The following is a 17083-nucleotide window of genomic DNA, read 5'->3' on the forward strand; positions in this document are numbered from 1 at the left end:
TTAAGTTTGCGCCGGGTTTCGGGAAGGGCCTTCGAGGGAGAGAGAGGATGACCTTCGCAAACCAGCTCACCCTGGCGCGCCTGGTGGCGGTGGTGCCGGTCATGGTGGCCCTGTACCTGCCCTTCCCCTACGCCCGGACGCTCGCCCTCGTTCTGTACGTCGGGGCCCTCCTGACCGACTACTTCGACGGGGTGGCGGCGCGCAGGAGCAACAAGGTCACCGGTTTCGGCAAGCTCATGGACTCCATCGCCGACAAGGCCCTCATCTCCTCGCTGTTCTTCGTGCTGGTGGACAAGGGCCTGATGGATTCCTGGATGGCGGCGATCATGGTGATCCGGGAGTTCGCGGTCACCGGCTTCAGGATGGCGGCGCTGGAGGGAGGAGAGGTCATCGCGGCGAACGGCTGGGGGAAAGCCAAGATGAACGCGCAGAGCCTCGGTGTCTTCCTCCTGCTGCTGGCCTACGCCCGCATCGGAGACTGGCACGTGCTGGCGCAGGTGGGATGGTGGGTGATGTTCGCCGCGGTGATCCTGACGCTCCTCTCCGGCTGGTCCTATCTGAGGGACGCGCCGCGCATCCTCTCCGTACAGGCCCGCAAGGACCAGAGGCTGTAGTGGCGCTGGAGCGACGCGGCGAGCGGCCGGAGGGCCTCGGACCGGTGGAGGTGGAGGTCGTCCTGCGCCGGGCGGCGGAGCTGAACGCGGCGCGCGGCAGGACGATGCTCGGGGTCTCGCCGCAGGTTCCCGTGGAGGTCGTGGTCCGGCTCGCCGCGGCCGCCGGCATCCGGGAGGAGGACGTGATGCGGGCGCTCGGCGAGCTTGGGGGCGGGGCGGTAGCGGAATCTCCTTCCCTGGCCCGGCGTCTCTACGGCCCGGGGCTCGTGCGCCTGGTGCGGGAGGTGGAGCTCCCGGTGGACGAGGTGCTCGAGATCGTGGAGGCGGCGTTGGCCGCGGAGGGCCTGCGCGCGGCCTACAGGAGCGATGCCGGGTCGGTGTGGGAGTCCGGCGGAGAGGCCTCGCAGGGCGGCGGTGGGCCGCTCCGCAGGGCCAGGCGCATCGAGGTGCGCACCGAACGCCTGCCGGGGGGTTGGAGCAGGATCGTCCTGATCTCGGAGCTCGGCGGGCAGCGGGCTCACATGCTCTCGCTCGGCGGGATCGCAGGTGCGACGCTCGCCGTTCTGCCGGCGATGGGAGGTTTTCAGGATGCGCTCTATTTCCTGGGCGTCGTCCCCGCCTTCGCCCTGCCGATGCTGGGGTTCAGGGCGGCGTATCACAGGAGCCGAAGGCAGGTCCGCCTCGCTCTCTCCCGGCTGCTAGACGGCCGGGGACCGCTCTCCGGCCGTGGGGGATCGGAGGGCGTCGTGCCGCTCCGGCCCGAAGAGGAGTGACGCCGCTCAGCCGCCGGAGTCGGAGTCTTTGGACTCCGGTGGTCCCTCCGCCTCTCCAGGGACGCCCCTGATCAGGTCCGCCACCGATGAGACCACGGTGTAGAGCGCGATCAGGGTGACGATCACCGCGACGGTGGCGACGATCGCCGCGTAGGCCGGGACCACTGTCATGCCGGGCAGGTGCATGCCGGGAAGATATTAACCCACGGAGCCGCGTTCTGCTCGCCCGGACGTTCCCGAGGAGGTTAGGAGGTTGCGCACCTCGCGCAGCGCCACCGGGAGCGTGGAGAGGTCGAAGGTGCCGCTCGAGTTGATGTCCCGCAGGACCTGAAGGGTCCTCTCGACCGGTCGACGGTTGGCCTCCAGCCAGGATGCTACCCGCTCCTCCGGGGGGCTGTCCCGTCGCGTGTCGTAGAGCACGGCCGCCGTCAGCTCCGCCTGCTGAAGGTAGAGGTCGTCGCGCAGCGCCGCGCGGGCGAGCGTGCGCCAGCGGTTGTCTCGCGGCAGGACCTCTATGTGCCTGCGCAGCCAGTGCAGCCTGAGCCGGTCGCCGAGGGCCAGGTAGACCGATGCCGCATCCTCCACCGTTTCACCGCGCTCCGCAGCCACGTCCACGATGTCCAGAGCGGAGGACATCACGTTCGAGACGGCCACCCTCCAGGCGAGACGCTCCGGGACGCCCTCGCCGCAGAGCTCTTCCACCTCTCGTTCCAGCTCATCCCGCTCCTCCTGCGGCATGAGCCGGGGTACTCGCTCGAAGAGCTCCGAGACGCCGCCGGAGAACCGGTCCACCGTCCGCCCGATGTCGGGGGTGCGCCGGTTGCGCAAGAGCCAGCGCGTCGCGCGCTCGACCAGCCGTCTGACGTCGAGGAACATCCGCGTCTGGATCCCGGTCCCGACGACGTTGTCCAGCGCTTCTATCTCCTCCCACACCCGGTCCGTGTCGAAGATCTCCCGGACCGCCACGTACGCGCGGGCGATCTCCGCCGGGGATGCTCCGGTTTCGTCGCCGAGCCGGTAGGTGAAGGTCGTGCCACAGCGGTTGACCATGCCGTTCACGAGGCTGGTCGCGGTGATCTCCCGGCGCAGCCGGTGGCGGCGTATCTGGTCCCGCAGGTTCTCGCGCAGTGGGGAGGGGAAGTATCCTTCGAGCTCCCGCGTCAGGTACGGGTCGTCCGGGAGGTCGGAGGCGAGGACCTCCTGGTAGAGGGTGAGCTTGGTGTAGGAGAGGAGTATCGCGAGCTCCGGTGCGGTGAGGCCGAGCCCACGGGAACGCCGCTCGGCTATCTCCTCTTCGTCCGGGAGGAATTCGAGCCTCCGGTCCAGCTTGCCCGAGGCGTCCAGCGTCCGGATGTAGCGGGCGTGCACGTCGGCCATCGAGGCAGCCTGGGCGAGCGAGTTGTTTATCGCCTGCGTCTGGCGGTAGTTGTGCAGGAGCACGAGACGGGCCACCTCGTCGGTCATCCCGGCGAGGAGCTCGTTGCGCTGCTTCTCGGTCATGTCCCCGGCCTCGACCACCGAGTCGAGCAGGATCTTTATGTTCACCTCGTGGTCGGAGGTGTCCACCCCGGCGGAGTTGTCTATGGCATCCATGTAGATCCTGCCGCCCGCGAGCGCGTATTCGATCCTCCCGCGCTGGGTGAAGCCCAGGTTGCCACCCTCCCCGACGACCCGGCACCTGAGCTCGCGGGCGTCGACCCGCACCGCGTCGTTGGAGCGGTCTCCGACCTCGGCGTTGGTCTCGTCGGAGGCCTTGACGTAGGTGCCTATCCCGCCGTTGAAGAGCAGGTCCACCTCGGCCTTGAGCAGGGCGCTTATCACTTCGTTCGGGGTCAGGCGTTCTTCTTCGACCCCGAGGAGCCTCCGGGCTTCGGGGGAGAGGGGTATGGACTTGGCCGTCCTCGGGAAGACGCCGCCTCCCTCGGAGATGACCGAGCGGTCGTAGTCGTCCCACGAGGAGCGGGGCATCTCGAAGAGGCGTTTGCGCTCGGCGTAGCTGCGCTTCGGGTCCGGGTCGGGGTCGAGGAAGATGTGCCGGTGGTCGAAGGCCCCGACGAGACGGATGTGCTCGCTCTGGAGCATGCCGTTGCCGAAGACGTCCCCCGACATGTCCCCGATGCCGACCACGGTGAAGTCTTCCCTCTGGATATCTTTGCCCAGCTCGCGGAAGTGGCGCTTGACCGACTCCCACGCGCCTTTCGCCGTGATGCCCATCTCCTTGTGGTCGTAGCCTGTCTTGCCGCCGGAGGCGAAGGCGTCGCCGAGCCAGAAGCCGTACTCCCGGGAGATCTCGTTGGCGATGTCCGAGAAGGTCGCCGTGCCCTTGTCCGCCGCGACGACGAGGTAGGTGTCGTCGCCGTCGTAGCGCACCACGTCGGGGGGTGGGACGACCCGTCCGTCGGAGAGATTGTCCGTGAGGTCGAGCATGCCCCGGATGAGCGTGCTGTAGCATTCGACGGCCTCGCGCCGCATCGCGTCCCGGTCGCCGTCTTCTGGTGGTCGCTTGACGACGAAGCCTCCCTTGGCCCCGACCGGGACTATGACGGCGTTCTTGACCATCTGGGCCTTCATCAGTCCGAGGATCTCGGTGCGGAAGTCCTCCCGGCGATCGGAGTGCCGGATGCCGCCCCGGGCGACCTCACCGCCGCGCAGGTGGACCCCCTCCATGCGGGGCGAATAGACGAAGATCTCGAAGCGCGGCCTCGGGAGCGGGAGGTCCGGGACACGAGAGGGATCGAACTTGAACGAGAGGTAGGATCGCTCTTTGCCCGAGGCATCCTTCTGGAAGTAGTTGGTGCGTACGGTCGCGAGGATGAGGTGCAGGAAGCTACGCAGGATGCGGTCCTCGTCCAGGCTCGCGACCTCCTCGAGCTCTTCCTCTATCCGTTCCTGGAGCCTGGCCGTCTCCTCCTCCCTGGCCGTACCCTTCGGGTCGAAGCGGTGCTCGAAGAGGGAGACGAGGAGCCGGGCGACGTGCGGGTTGTCCACCAGAGCGTCCTCCATGTAACGCTGGCTGAAGGTGGTCCCCGTCTGGCGCAGGTACCTGGAGTATGCCCTCAGCACCGAGATCTCGCGCCACGAGAGCCCGGCGAGGAGCACCAGCCGGTTGAACCCGTCGTTCTCGGCCTCCCCGCACAGGACGCGCGCGAAGCATTCCTGGAAGAGCCGCTTGGTCCGAGCGGCCCCCAGGTCTTCGCCGGAGCGGTGCACGAGGCCGAAATCGTGGATCCAGACCTGCTCTTCGCCCGCGGGTTCCACCCGGTGCGGCCGCTCGTCGACGACCTCCACCCCCATGTTCTCGAGCAGCGGCATCACCCGGGAGAGCGGGATCTGCTCGCCTTTTTTGAAGAGCTTGAACCCGAGGAAGTCCTCCGGTTCCTCCAGCGGGTGGTAGAGGCTCATCCCGATGTCCTCTTCGGAGGCGAGATCTTCGATGCTGCGGATGTCGCCCACGGCGGCGCGGGCGAGGAATCCCGCCCGGTAGCCGGGCGGGAAGGCGTCCCGGTAGCGGCGGAACAGCTCCACCCCCTCCTCCTCACCGCACTTTTCGACGAGGGCGTCGTAGAGGTCGTCGCTCCACGAGCGTACGGCGCCGGCGAGGCGTTCTTCTATCTCTTGCGGGTCGTACTCCGGGATTCCTCCTCCCGGCGGGGTGTAGACGGTGAAGTGCAGCCGCGCCAGGACCGACTCCGAGAGCCTGACGTCGTACTCGACGTGCGTGCCCCCGAAGGCCTCCTTGAGGATGTCCTGCATCCGCTGGCGGGTCGTGGTGTTATAGCGGTCCCGGGGCACGAAGACCAGGCAAGAGAAGAAGCGACCGAATTCCTCGCGCCGGGCGAACATGCGCACCCGCTGCCGCTCCTGCAGGTGCAGGATGCCTATCGAGATCTCGAAGAGTTCTTCCGTGGAGATCTGGAAGAGCTCGTCGCGGGGGTAGGTCTCCAGGATCTCCACCAGATCCTTCTCGTTGTGGCTCGCCGGAGGGAAGCCCGCCCTCCGCAGCACCTCCCGCACCTTGCGGCGCACGATCGGGATCTCCATCGCGCTCGCGCTGTAGGCGGAGAAGGTGTAGAGCCCGAGGAAGCGCCGCTCTCCGACCACCCGGCCTTCCCCGTCGAAGATCCTCACGCCCACGTAGTCCATGTACGAGGGGCGATGGACCGTCGCGCGCGAGCTCGCTTTGGTGAGCGTCATGAGGCCGGGACGCCCTCCCTCCACGGCGGGCAGGCTGTCCGGGTGGTCGTCCCGCCCCTCGCGCAGGATGCCGAGCCCGGAGCTTTCGATGCCCTCTCCTTTCGCCCCATACTCCCTGTAGCCCAGGAAGGTGAAGTTGTCGTCGTCGAGCCACTCGAGAAACGCCCGGGCTTCCTCGACCTCCTCCGGGGTCGCGGGCGGTTCCCCGCGCTTCAGGCTCTCCGCCGCCTCGCGCAGCTTCTCGCGCATCGCGGGCCAGTCCTCCACCGCCGCCCTGACGTCCGAAAGCACGCGGGACAGACCGCTGCGCAGGGACTCCAGCGCCTCGGGTGAGGTGTGCCGGTCTACCTCCACGTGCATGATCGACTCCGGGATCGCATCCTCGCGACGCTCTGCCGGTCCCAGGATCTCCAGCAGCCGGCCCTCCTCGTCCCGCAGCACCCGCATGATGGGGTGCAGGATGAGGTGGACGGAGAAGCCCTGGCGGTTCACCTCCATGCGCACGGAGTCGACGAGGAAGGGCATGTCGTCGGCGACTATCTCGACGACGGTGTGCGCGCACTGCCAGCCGTCGTCTTCGAATCGGGGGTTGTACACGCGCACCCTGGTCTCCCCGGGCCGTCGTCTGCTGGCAAACTTCCAGTGTGCGACCGCCGCCCCGTAGAGGTCCAGCGGGGAATGCTCGTCCAGGTCTTCCGGCGCGGCCCACTCGTAATACTGGCGTATGAACTTCTCGGCCTGCGGAAGGGACTCCCTGGGGAGCTGCCCCCGGGCGTGGGATATCGACTCTTCGAGAAGCTTGCGTTTGGAGAGCATCCGCACTCCTCCGTCTTTCGGCTGTCTTCCCCTGAAACCGACCTGCCCCGCGACGCTATGATAGCGCCGCGGGGCAGGCCGTGCCGGATGCTCGTTCTCTGTGTTCGCCTAGGCCGTCCTGGTCTTCTGCTGGGCCTCGACCCAACCCTCGTAGCTTCCCTCCAGCTCGATGATCTCGTCCACACCGTGCAGACGCAGCGCGCTCGCGGCTATGGCCGCGCGCCGGCCGGTCTGGCAGTGGACGACGAGCGGTCGGCCCTGGGGCAGATCTTCGAGGTGCCACCGCACCCTCCCTACGTGCAGCTGCGACGCACCGGGGATGTGGCCTTCGGCGTACTCGCTCTTGGCCCGCACGTCGAGCACCGAGGCCCCGCCGTCCATCTTCTCCAGCTCTTCTGGGGTGACGAGCTCGACGGGTTCCTTGGGAAGCCCTTCTGTGCTCGTCACATACCCTCTGACGTTGTCTATCCCGACCCGGAGGAGGTGGTCCCGCATCTCTTCGGCGTCCTCCTCGTCCCGGGCGAGGAGCGCGATCGGCCTGTCGTCCTGCTCGGGGTCTATGACCCACCCGGCGGAGGTCGCCAGATGGTCCCCGCGAGGTATGCTGATGGCCCCAACGATCGCTCCCTGGTAGTACTCCTCCAGAGGACGCGTGTCTATCAGGATCATCTCGCCGCTCCGTAGCTGACGGGCGAGCTCCGCCGTATCGTAGCGCTCGAGTCGTGGAAGCTCACCGAGCAGCGCCGGTCCCTGCTTGTTGTGACGCTTCATCCTACCGAAATAGACCGGCGCGTCCGGCTGGCCTTCGAGCAGGTTCTGCATGAAACCCTCTTCGTCGCCGGACTCCACGTGCTTGCGCCACCACGAGAACATCTTCTCGTAGCCGACCGTGCTGCTCGGAACGGAGCCGAGCGCCTTCCCGCACGCGCTCCCCGCCCCGTGCGCGGGGTGGACCTGCACGTAATCGGCCAGCGGCATGAACTTGTCCCGGAGGCTCGCGAACATCTCCCGGGCACCCTTCTCGCGCGTGTTGGCGATGCCGGCAGCCTCCTCCAGCAGGTCGGGCCGACCGAGGTCGCCGACGAATACGAAGTCGCCGCTGAGCAGGTACCCCGGCTCGTCGGTCAGCGCCCCATCCGTGACCAGAAACGAGATGTGCTCCGGCGTGTGCCCGGGGGTGTGCACCGTCCGGAGGGTGATGTTGCCGATCTTTATCTCGTCCCCGTCGTGCAGCTTGACGTCCCCGAAGCCGTACTTCCAGTCTTCGTCCCCCTCGTCGGAGAGGTACAGCGTGGCCCCCGTCGCCTCGGCGAGCTCCCGCGAGCCCGAGAGATAGTCGGCGTGGATGTGCGTCTCGGTCACCGCCACGATGCGCATGTCGTTCTTCTTCGCCATCTCCAGGTAGACCCCGATGTCCCGCCTCGGATCCACCACCACGGCCTCGCCGCTCGCCTGACATCCTATGAAGTAGCTGGCCTGCGAAAGATCCTCGTCGTAGATCCTCTCGAAAAGCACCTTCTCCTCCTCGCTCGCTTTCAGCCTTGGCCGAATTATATCACTATATAGTAAATTTACTCATGGCAGGACTGTGGCCCCCTCATGTTTACTGCCGACCCTTTCCTGGGGCCTGTATAGCATTCCTGCCGGCGTGCAACAATAATGCGGATCCGAAGCTGATATAAAAGATACTTATACCCGACGCTCGCGGTCTCTCACGATGGCTCGTATCATTCTTTGTCGTTCCTCTGTACTTTTTGAATGATTCGTTATATTATGATCTGAGTGAAGGTGGAAGACGGGAAGGAGGTACCAGCCGATGGGAGGCTTCACTCCGGTGAGTGGGCTCTTGGGGGGCATTCTCATCGGGATTTCGGCGGCTCTTTTGATGCTCTTCGAGGGGCGTGTTGCGGGGATAAGCGGCATCGTCGGCGGGCTCTTGAGGCCTCTGGGATGGAGGGGGGGCTGGCGGGCCGTCTTCGTGGCCGGGCTTCTGGCTGGTGGGGTGATCTACGAGGTATTCGGTGGGGGGATGCGGGTTCAATTGGAGGCGTCCTGGCCCGCGATGATCCTTGCCGGGCTTCTGGTGGGGTTCGGGACCCGTCTCGGCTCTGGCTGCACCAGCGGGCATGGGGTATGCGGGATGGCGCGGCTCTCCCGGCGTTCGATCTCTGCGACGCTCGTCTTCATGGTCGTCGCCGTGATCACGGTCTTCGTCACGCGCCACGTTCTCTGAAGGGGTAGGTGGCATGAAGAACCTCGCGGTGTTTTTCAGCGGGCTTCTCTTCGGGCTCGGGCTTGCGGTCTCCGGGATGACGGACCCGGCCAAGGTGATCGGGTTTTTGGACGTCGCCGGTCGCTGGAACCCCACGCTCGCCTTCGTCATGGGCGGGGCGGTGATCGTGACGTTTTTCGCCTTCCGCCGGATAATGCGTCGTGAGCGGCCGGTCTTCGCGCAGAGCTTCGAGCTTCCGGAGAAGAAGACCATCGACGGCAAGCTCGTCGGGGGCGCGGCCGTCTTCGGTATCGGGTGGGGGATCGGGGGCTTCTGCCCGGGGCCCGCGGTGGTGGCTCTCGTGAGCGGGGTGTGGCCGGTGTTCGCCTTCGTCGCCGCCATGCTCGCGGGGATGGCGCTCCACGCGATCCTCTTCGAGGGAGAATCCGTCTCCAGGCGGGAGCCTTTACGGATGCGCGGCAGGGTCAGGGAACGATCATGACCGGGCATCGCCCGGACTCCAGGAGCTCACGCAGGAGTTTCGGGTCCGTGCCCACGGGCAGGACGAGCAAGGCTCCATCGCCCTCCTCCCGGATCGCCTCCAGGATCGAAGGTGCGTCGGCTTCCGGGAGGCTCCTGAGCCTCACCTGCGGCCGTCCGGGTGGCATGGGGGGAAGACGGCCGGGTGTCTCCTGTGGCGTGAGCAGGACGAGCGGGGAGTCCCAGGCCTCCGCCAGGAACGACGCCGCCTCCAGAGAGCGCGAGCCGGCTTCGGGCCCCGGGTAGAGCACCACGACCGGGGCTCCCGGGCGGAGCCGGCCGCGCAGGACGAGCACGGGGCCGGGACGGTGGGGAGGAGGTTCGTGCGAGAAGAGGGTCGCCGCACCGGATGTGCCCCCCAGGATCACCAGATCCGAGTCCGAGGCCGAGGAGAGCACGCCCGAGAAGCCCGTACCCTGCACGGTGCTGAACGACCATCTGAGCCGCGTGCCGGCGGCGATGCGGCTGAGCGTCTCCTCGGCGCGGGTGGCGTAGGCCCGCACCGCCCGCTCCATCGTGGAGCTGTTCAGCTCCCGCGCCGCGCCCGAGAACGGGTCCACGGCCCTCAGGAACGGCAGCTCCGTCAGCCGCATCAGGTTCGCATCCTCGACGAAGGTCGCCAGAAGCTCGCTCTGCAGGCGGCGGGCCAGATCCGCTGCTGCCTCGAGCAGGGAGGGGTTCTCCGGCGAGGCGTCGAGGACCACGACGACCCGCCGTGCGAGCGGGTGGCGCTCAGCCATCGTTCTCCTCCCGGGAGGACTGCCGGGCCAGAGCACGCATCCTCTCTCCGAGTTCGGCGAGTCTTCGTTCCACCATGCCGTTCACCGTGTCCTCCGGATAGTTGCCTTCCTCGTCCGGCTCCCCGGCCGGAACCCCGGTCAGGAGCTCGATCCCCTCGTCGATCGTCTCCACCGGGTAGATGTGGAAATCTCCGCGCTCGACGGCCTCGACCACGTCGCGCCGCAGCATCAGGTTGTCGACGTTGGAGGCCGGGATCAGGACGCCCTGCTCCCCGTTGAGGCCTCTTCTGCGGCAGATGTCGAAGAAACCTTCTATCTTCTCGTTGACCCCGCCTATGGCCTGCACGTCGCCGTGCTGGTTCACCGATCCGGTGACCGCGAGCGATTGCTTCACCGGCAGCTCGGCTATCGCGGAGAGCAGCGCGTAGAGCTCGGCGGAGGAGGCCGAGTCTCCCTCCACGCCGCCGTAGGACTGCTCGAAGACCAGGCTCGCTGAGAGCGAGAGCGGGCGGCGGGTGGCGTAGCGCCCCCCGAGGAAGCCGGCCAGGATCATGACGCCCTTGGAGTGGATGGGGCCGGAGAGCTTCACCTCGCGCTCGATGTCCACGACCTCGCCGCGCCCCATGCGGATGCGGGCCGAGATCCTGTTCGGACGCCCGAAGGCGAAACCGCCGAGCTCTATCACCGAGAGCCCGTTGACCTGCCCGACGCGCTCGCCCTCGGTGTCTATGAGGAGGGTGCCGCGCAGGATCTGCTCCTGCACCTTCTCGCGCAGCCGATCCGAGCGGTAGGTGCGGGCGTCTATGGCCTTCTGAACGTCGGCGGCGGTGACCGCGCCGTTCCCGTTCTGGCGCGCCCAGTAGTCGGCCTCGCGCAGGACGTCGGCGAGGCTCTCGACGTGCACCAGGAGCTTGCGCGAGTCGCCGACCATGCGGGAGGCGTGCTCTATCACCCGTGCCACCCCGGTGCGGTCGAACGGCATCAGACCCTCCCGCCGGGCGATGGAAGCGATGAGCCGCGAGTAGAGGAGGGCGTTCTCCTCACTTCGGTCCACCTCCTCGTCGAAGTCCGCTGCGACCTTGAAGAGCTGCCCGAACTCCGGGTCGAGCGCGGAGAGCAGGTAGTAGAGCAGACGGTCCCCGAGGAGGACCACCTTCACGTCGAGCGGGATGGGCTCGGGCTCGAGCGAGATCGTGCTGATGAGCCCGACCATCTGTCCCGGCGACTCTATGCGCAAAAGCCGGGAGCGCAGCGCTCGCTTGAGCCCCTCCCAGGCGAAGGGCTGCGTGAGCAGCCGGCGGGCGTCTAGGATCAGATACCCCCCGTTGGCCCGGTGCAGCGCGCCGGGCCGGATCATGTTGAAGTCCGTCACCAGCGCGCCCATCCTGGCCATGTACTCCACCCGCCCGAGCAGGTTCTGGTAGGTCGGGTTGTCTTCGTAGACGACGGGGGCCTCTTCGAGCCTGCTGCGGTCGACCAGCACGTTGACCTGGTAGCGGCGGGCGGCCGGGACGTGCATCTGCTCCTGCTGCCTCTCTCCGTCCTCGTGCCCCTGTCCGGGGGAGAGGATCTCCTGCGCGTTCTGGACGATGTCGCGGCGCACCTCTTCGAGGTAGCGCTTCACCGCTTCGAAGGAGGAGTACTTCTCCTCGAGCTCCTCTATCCGCGCACCAACCGCGAAGTTGGTGACCTCCCGGTTGAGCTCCTTCAGCCGCCGCTGCATCTCGCGCTGCCAGCGCGGGATCTCCTCGGAGAGCACCCGTTGCAGCTCCTGCTGCAGCTCCTCCACCTCCTGCTCCAGACGCCGCTGCTCCTCCTCGGGAAGCTGCTGGATCTGCTGCGGCGAGAGCACCTGCCCCTCCCTCAGCGGGGCGAAGACCCATCCCATCGGGGTCTGCAGGAGCGCGAGCCCCCTCTCCTGGGCCTTCCTCCTCAGCTCGGCGAAGGCGCGGTTGGATCTCTCGGAGAACTCCTCCTCTATCGCCCGGCGGCGGGCCTGGTATTCCTCGCCTTCGAAGGCGCTCGAGAGCGACGGCCTGAGCTCCTCGACGAGCTGCTCCATGTCCCGGCGCAGCCGAACCCCCATCCCGGGGGGCAGCTCTATCGCCCGTGGCCTGTAGGGACGCTCGAAGTCGTGGACGTAGACCCAGTCGGAGGGAGGACGCCTCTTCCCGGCCTCCTCTTCGAGGAAGTGCCTGACCAGCGCGTGTTTGCCGGCTCCCGGCGGCCCGAGGGCGTAGATGTTGTACCCGGGTCGGTCTATCCCGATGCCGAAGCGGACGGCCTCCACGGCCCGGGGCTGTCCCATGCCGCCGTCGAGATCCTCGAGCTCCTCGGTCGTCCTGAACGGCAGGCTCTCCGGGTCGCAGCGGCGGTAGAGCCTCGATGGTTCGAGCCCGTCCTTCAACTGGCGCACACCTCCTCTTCTCTCCCTCCGTCATTCTATTCCATCCACATTTCGGAGGGGAGGGTGGATCTCCCTGGTGCGCAGGGATCGGTCCCGCCGCCTTCAGCGGGGAGGAGGCGGTATCCAGCCCGTACTCTGGGCGAGGGAAGAGTGGACCTGTATGCGCCCGGCGGAGGCGCAGACCACCCCCTCCCTGCACAGCTCCGCGAGCGCCACCGTGACGGACTCGCGGGTCGCCGAGACCATCTCGGCGAGGTTCTGGTGGGTCAGGTTCAGCCCTATCTCCGCGTACTCCGCGCTCTCGGTGGGCGCCCCGAACTTGCTTGTCAGTATGGGGAAGAGCTCCAGCAGCCTGTTCCTGACCCGCCGCGGCACCAGGCACCGGGCCATCTCTTCCTGATCCACGAGCCTGAGGTTGTCGAGCGTCACGAGGCTCAAGACCAGCGCGGGGTGGAGTTCACATATCCTCCTCAGGAAGGCCTTAGGTACCTTGACCGTCTCACATTCCTCCGAGGCGACCACGGCGTGCGTGCTGGTGGCGGGGATGGTACCGGATCTCTCCGTGAGCAGGACGTGACCGAAATGATCCCAGGGACCCAGGATCCTCAGCGTCGCCTCCTTGCCGTTCGGACGGTTTCTGCGCGCCATGAGCGCACCCATGGTGACCACGTACAGCCCGTCGGTCGGCTCACCGCGCCAGTACGCGAGATCTCCTCGTCCATAGCGCCTGCGGCTCAGCCTGAAGCCCATCTCGTCCGCGGTGCCGAGGACCCTGCGCCATTCGGACTCCCGGAGCCGGGGACCGCACTCCTCGGCGTCCGGCTCTTCGAGGAAGACGTGATCTTCTCCACGCCGCACGGAGAGACGGCTCACGGGGCCCGGGGCCCCGATCGACCTGCTGTACCAGCCACTCTCTGCAGACATCCTCTCCCCGCCCGGCCGACGCACCTTCCGCTCACTGATGTTAGCACCGCCTTCTTCCGGACCGGGGATGCAATAACCGAAATTTTTATAGGATGAGTCTATATGTCTGACGCGCCCGTTTCCCTCACCGATCGCCCGCTCCGCAGGATCTCGCGCTGGAGGGCGAGCCCCTGTAGCAGAGCGAGCGCGTAGCGAGGGTCTTCGGGGGAGGGGACGGGACCGGTCTGCGTGTATATCTGGTCCAGCGTGTCGCGCATGCAGCGCGTGACCAGCGCCCGCACCGGCGGATTGTGCAGCGCCTCGGACCACAGCTCGATCCTCAACCGACCCAGCCAGCGGGGTTCCTGCTTGCGCAGGAGGCCTTCCAGCGTCTTCGCGTTCTCGCAGGCTCCTCCTGACCCGCCGAGCGTGCCGGCCGCCTTCTCCAGCGTGAGCGTGTCCTTCCCGCAGACGTATTCCGCCACGGCCAGGATGAGCGCTTCTTTGTCGGGAAAGTAGCGGTAGATCGTGCCTATGCTCAGGTTCGCCTCCCGGCATATGTCCAGCATCGCCGTCTCCCTGAACCCTCCGCGGGCGAAACAGCGGCACGCCGCCTCCAGAATCTGCCGGCGCCTGCTCGTCCGCCGCTCTTCGAGCCTATCGCTCATCCCACCTCTTCCTCTCGCATGAAACAAACCATCAGTATATGATCATACGTGACAGTAAGATTTTGAAGCTGCAGCTGAAGGAGGCGCGAGGGATGTCCGGACGGAGGGTCGTGATACTCGGGGCGGGGCCGGGGGGCGTGGCCGCGGCGCGGCGCCTGCGGGAGCGTACGCCCTCAGGGGTAGAAGTAGTGCTCGTCGAGCGACCGGGTGGTCCGCTCTACCTGCCCGGTACGATCCCCACCCTGCTCGGCGAGGGGCCGGCTTCGCGCTGGAGGGCTCCTCTCGCGCTCGAGGGGGTCGAGGTCGTCTACGGCGAGGCCCGGGGTGTCTCGGGGAGCGGGGTGAAGCTCGAGGATGGGGAGATCGGAGCCGACGCCGTCGTGGCCGCGCCGGGGCTCGCGCTCGACCTCGAGGCTCTTCCTTCCTCCTCCCGTGTTTTCGGCTTCTGGGACCCCGAAGGGGCACAGCGCGCCTCGGAGGCGGTCCGGGACCTCGAAGGCGGCGTGGTCGCGGTCGTGATCTCTTCTCTGCCCTACCGCTGTCCTCCGGCGCCCTACGGGATGGCGATGCAGCTCGCGAACCTCTACCGCAGTACATCCCGCCCGGTGAGGGTCGTGCTGACGACCCCCGAGGAGGAGCCCCTGCAGTCGCTCGGACAGGAGATGACGGATTTCCTCCGCTCCTCCTGCTCCGCCGAAGGGGTGGAGATCCTCACCGGCTTCGAACCCGACCTCACCTCGCTCGGGGAGGGAACCCTCCGATCCGCCGACGGACGCGACCTCCGCTTCGATCTCGCGCTCGTCGTACCCCCGCACCGGAGGTCCCCGCTGCTCGCGCACCTGCCGGGAGGCGGTCCCCTCGTCGAGATCTCCCGGTCCTTCGAGACCACCGAGGAGAACCTCTTCGTGATCGGGGACGCCGCCGCCACCGCGCTGCCCCGTACCGCCGACGGAGCCGCCGCCGCGGGACGCACCGCAGCCGATGCGATACTCGAACGCTTCGGCATCCTCGACTCCCCGGAGACCCACCTCCCCGCACCGGAATGCTTCGTCGGCCACGGCTCCGGACGTTACAGCCATATCTCGCTGCGCTACCCGGACGGCCTCCCGCCCCAGGGCCGCGCCAGGGTGACGCTCGAGGGACCCTCCACAGAGATCACCCCCGCCTTCGAGCGAGCCTTCGAAAACTGGCGCTCCCTCCGCTCGTAGCCCCCGGAACCACCGCCTCCCTTGACGCGCGTCTTTTATTCAATTATTATGTTGAATATATGAACAAGAGGGAACACCGGGAGTTCAAGGATCTGCTCTACGAGCAGTTCGCGCGGGTGGGGAAAGCGCTGGCGAGCCCGAGGAGGCTGGAGATGATCGACCTCTTGGCGCAGGGGGAGAGGACGGTCGAGGAGATCGCGCGACAGATGGAGCTGCCTGTGGCGAACGTCTCGCAGCATCTGCAGGTCTTGCGTCGGTCGCGGCTGGTCGAGGCGCGGCGGGAGGGGCTCTACGTCCGCTACCGGCTGGCGGACGGGCGGGTCTTCGAGCTGTGGAGGATGCTCAGGGAGATCGGGGAGGAGCGCCTCGCGGAGATAGACCGGCTCGTCGGCGACTACCTCGAGGACCGGGCATCTCTGGAGGAGGTGAGCGCGGAGGAGCTGCGGGAGATGATGCGTGGAGGGGAGGTGGTCGTGCTCGACGTACGGCCCGAAGAAGAGTACCGGGCCGGGCACATCGCCGGGGCTCGCTCGTTGCCCGTGGAGGAGCTCGAAGAGCGGCTGGAGAGATGTCTGCGAGATTTGCCTCCGGACCGGCGGATCGTCGCCTACTGCCGCGGACCCTACTGCGTGTTCTCCGACGAGGCGGTGGAGATGTTGAGCGAGAGAGGTTACAGCGCGGTCCGGCTCGCCGAGGGGTTCCCCGAGTGGCGGGCGGCCGGCTTCCCGGTCGAGACGTCCTGGGGCTGACGCTTCCGGGCCCGCCGGCTCCGGCGGGACGGTGGGGTCTCGTGAGAGGCCCTGTCCGGCTGGGCTTGAAGGAGAACCTGGGGCAGTTCTCGCTCCTGGTGCTCGTCAACGCCTTCGTCGGGGGGATGGTGGGTCTGGAGCGTACGGTGGTGCCGCTCATCGGGTCGGAGGTCTTCGGGCTCGTCGCGAAGAGCGCGATCCTCTCGTTCATCGTCTCCTTCGGGGTGGTCAAGGCCCTCTCCAACCTCGCGGTGGGGCCTCTGGCGGACGCCTTCGGCCGGAAGCGCCTTCTGGTGGCCGGTTGGATCTTCGGCGTCCCGGTCCCCTTCGTCCTGATGTTCGCACCGTCGTGGGGGTGGGTGGTCTTCGCCAACGTTCTCCTCGGGATAAACCAGGGCTTCGCCTGGTCGATGACCGTCAACATGAAGATAGACCTCGTCGGTCCCCGCTTCCGGGGGGTCGCCACCGGGATGAACGAGTTCGCCGGCTACGCCTCCCTGGGCATAACGGCCTTCCTCACCGGCTACATCGCCTCGGCGTATGCGCTCAGGCCCCAGCCCTTCTACCTGGGAGTGTTCTACGTCTTCGCGGGGCTCTTCCTCTCCGCCCTGCTGGTACGCGATACCCACGAGCACGTCCGGCTGGAGGCGAGCCAGACCGGACCGAAGGATGAAGATAAGCCGACCTTCCGGGAGGTCTTCTCTGCGACCTCCTTCGGGGACCGCAACCTCTTCGCCTGCTCGCAGGCCGGGCTCGTCAACAACCTCAACGACGGGATGAGCTGGGGTGTGTTCCCCCTCTTCTTCGCAGCCTTCGGGCTCGGCGTGGAACGCATCGGCATACTCAAAGCCGTCTACCCGTTCGTCTGGGGTATGCTGCAGGTCGTGACGGGCCCCTTGAGCGACCGCATCGGGCGCAAGGGGCTCATCGCCGGCGGCCTCTGGGTGCAGGCGGTGGGGATGTTCCTCGTCCTCGCGACCCGCGGCTTCGGGTGGTGGCTCGTGGGCAGCCTGATCATGGGCCTCGGCACCGCGATGGTCTACCCGACGCTCATCGCCGCCGTCTCGGACCACTCCCGGCCCGCTTGGCGTGCCCGCTCCCTCAGCGTCTACAGGTTCTGGCGCGACCTCGGCTACGCGGTGGGGGCGCTCGCCGCGGGGATCATCGCCGACGCTTTAGGGCTCTCGTGGGCGATAGGGCTCGTGGCGGCCCTCACGGCGTTCTCCGGGCTGCTCGTGGCGTTGCTGCTCGAAGGGTGA

The 17083-nt window shown here is 67.3% G+C and carries 14 protein-coding genes; 7 read left to right on the forward strand and 7 right to left on the reverse strand.

Translation table 11 applies throughout. From position 1 onward, the window contains the following. Positions 1 to 47 precede the first annotated feature (47 nt). Both pgsA and AC6EKW_RS03535 read left to right on the forward strand, forming a co-directional pair. Positions 48 to 614 (forward strand): CDP-diacylglycerol--glycerol-3-phosphate 3-phosphatidyltransferase, encoded by a 567-nt coding sequence (gene pgsA, locus AC6EKW_RS03530; RefSeq protein WP_273886998.1) that lies wholly within the window; start codon positions 48 to 50, stop codon positions 612 to 614. Then, positions 614 to 1387 (forward strand): hypothetical protein, encoded by a 774-nt coding sequence (locus tag AC6EKW_RS03535; protein ID WP_273886999.1) that lies wholly within the window; start codon positions 614 to 616, stop codon positions 1385 to 1387. Before pgsA ends, AC6EKW_RS03535 begins: the two co-directional genes overlap by 1 nt. Before the next feature lie 6 nt (positions 1388 to 1393). Here AC6EKW_RS03535 and AC6EKW_RS03540 read toward each other — a convergent pair whose 3' ends face one another. The 3 genes from AC6EKW_RS03540 to AC6EKW_RS03550 form a co-directional block, all read right to left on the reverse strand. Continuing rightward, entirely contained in the window at positions 1394 to 1558 is a 165-nt protein-coding gene (locus AC6EKW_RS03540; RefSeq protein ID WP_273887000.1) for a hypothetical protein, read from the reverse strand. Between the two features lie 27 nt (positions 1559 to 1585). Beyond that, complete coding sequence (locus AC6EKW_RS03545) at positions 1586 to 6397, reverse strand: NAD-glutamate dehydrogenase (protein WP_498513718.1); 4812 nt, start codon at positions 6395 to 6397, stop codon at positions 1586 to 1588. Between the two features lie 108 nt (positions 6398 to 6505). Continuing rightward, positions 6506 to 7912: an MBL fold metallo-hydrolase gene (locus tag AC6EKW_RS03550; RefSeq protein ID WP_273887002.1), complete on the reverse strand. Its 1407-nt coding sequence runs from the start codon at positions 7910 to 7912 to the stop codon at positions 6506 to 6508. 301 nt (positions 7913 to 8213) lie between these two features. Here AC6EKW_RS03550 and AC6EKW_RS03555 point away from each other — a divergent pair, with 301 nt between their 5' ends. After that, complete coding sequence (locus tag AC6EKW_RS03555) at positions 8214 to 8630, forward strand: YeeE/YedE family protein (protein ID WP_498513719.1); 417 nt, start codon at positions 8214 to 8216, stop codon at positions 8628 to 8630. A gap of 13 nt (positions 8631 to 8643) precedes the next feature. Next, on the forward strand, positions 8644 to 9111 hold the full coding sequence (locus AC6EKW_RS03560) for a DUF6691 family protein (RefSeq protein ID WP_273887004.1): 468 nt from the start codon (positions 8644 to 8646) through the stop codon (positions 9109 to 9111). Here the strand turns inward: AC6EKW_RS03560 and AC6EKW_RS03565 are convergent. The 4 genes from AC6EKW_RS03565 to AC6EKW_RS03580 form a co-directional block, all read right to left on the reverse strand. Then, positions 9095 to 9889: a hypothetical protein gene (locus AC6EKW_RS03565; protein ID WP_273887005.1), complete on the reverse strand. Its 795-nt coding sequence runs from the start codon at positions 9887 to 9889 to the stop codon at positions 9095 to 9097. The genes AC6EKW_RS03560 and AC6EKW_RS03565 overlap by 17 nt on opposite strands. Continuing rightward, positions 9882 to 12305 (reverse strand): Lon protease family protein, encoded by a 2424-nt coding sequence (locus tag AC6EKW_RS03570; RefSeq protein ID WP_498513720.1) that lies wholly within the window; start codon positions 12303 to 12305, stop codon positions 9882 to 9884. The genes AC6EKW_RS03565 and AC6EKW_RS03570 overlap by 8 nt, the downstream gene beginning before the upstream one ends. A 93-nt stretch (positions 12306 to 12398) precedes the next feature. Further along, complete coding sequence (locus AC6EKW_RS03575) at positions 12399 to 13220, reverse strand: Crp/Fnr family transcriptional regulator (RefSeq protein ID WP_498513721.1); 822 nt, start codon at positions 13218 to 13220, stop codon at positions 12399 to 12401. Between the two features lie 98 nt (positions 13221 to 13318). Further along, positions 13319 to 13867 carry a TetR/AcrR family transcriptional regulator gene (locus AC6EKW_RS03580; RefSeq protein ID WP_273887008.1) on the reverse strand — a complete coding sequence of 183 codons (549 nt, stop codon included), beginning with the start codon at positions 13865 to 13867 and terminating at the stop codon, positions 13319 to 13321. A 92-nt stretch (positions 13868 to 13959) separates the two neighbouring features. On the opposite strand from AC6EKW_RS03580, the gene AC6EKW_RS03585 reads away from it, so the two are divergent. From AC6EKW_RS03585 to AC6EKW_RS03595, 3 genes are read left to right on the forward strand one after another with little or no spacing between them, the layout of a single operon-like run. Then, on the forward strand, positions 13960 to 15075 hold the full coding sequence (locus tag AC6EKW_RS03585) for an NAD(P)/FAD-dependent oxidoreductase (protein ID WP_498513722.1): 1116 nt from the start codon (positions 13960 to 13962) through the stop codon (positions 15073 to 15075). 59 nt (positions 15076 to 15134) lie between these two features. Further along, positions 15135 to 15824, forward strand: a complete 690-nt coding sequence (locus tag AC6EKW_RS03590; protein ID WP_273887010.1) for an ArsR/SmtB family transcription factor — start codon at positions 15135 to 15137, stop codon at positions 15822 to 15824. A gap of 41 nt (positions 15825 to 15865) precedes the next feature. Next, the gene (locus tag AC6EKW_RS03595; protein WP_273887011.1) at positions 15866 to 17083 is read left to right on the forward strand and encodes an MFS transporter; all 1218 of its coding nucleotides are present in this window, start codon (positions 15866 to 15868) and stop codon (positions 17081 to 17083) included.

This window comes from Rubrobacter sp. M3-4 (assembly GCF_059772285.1).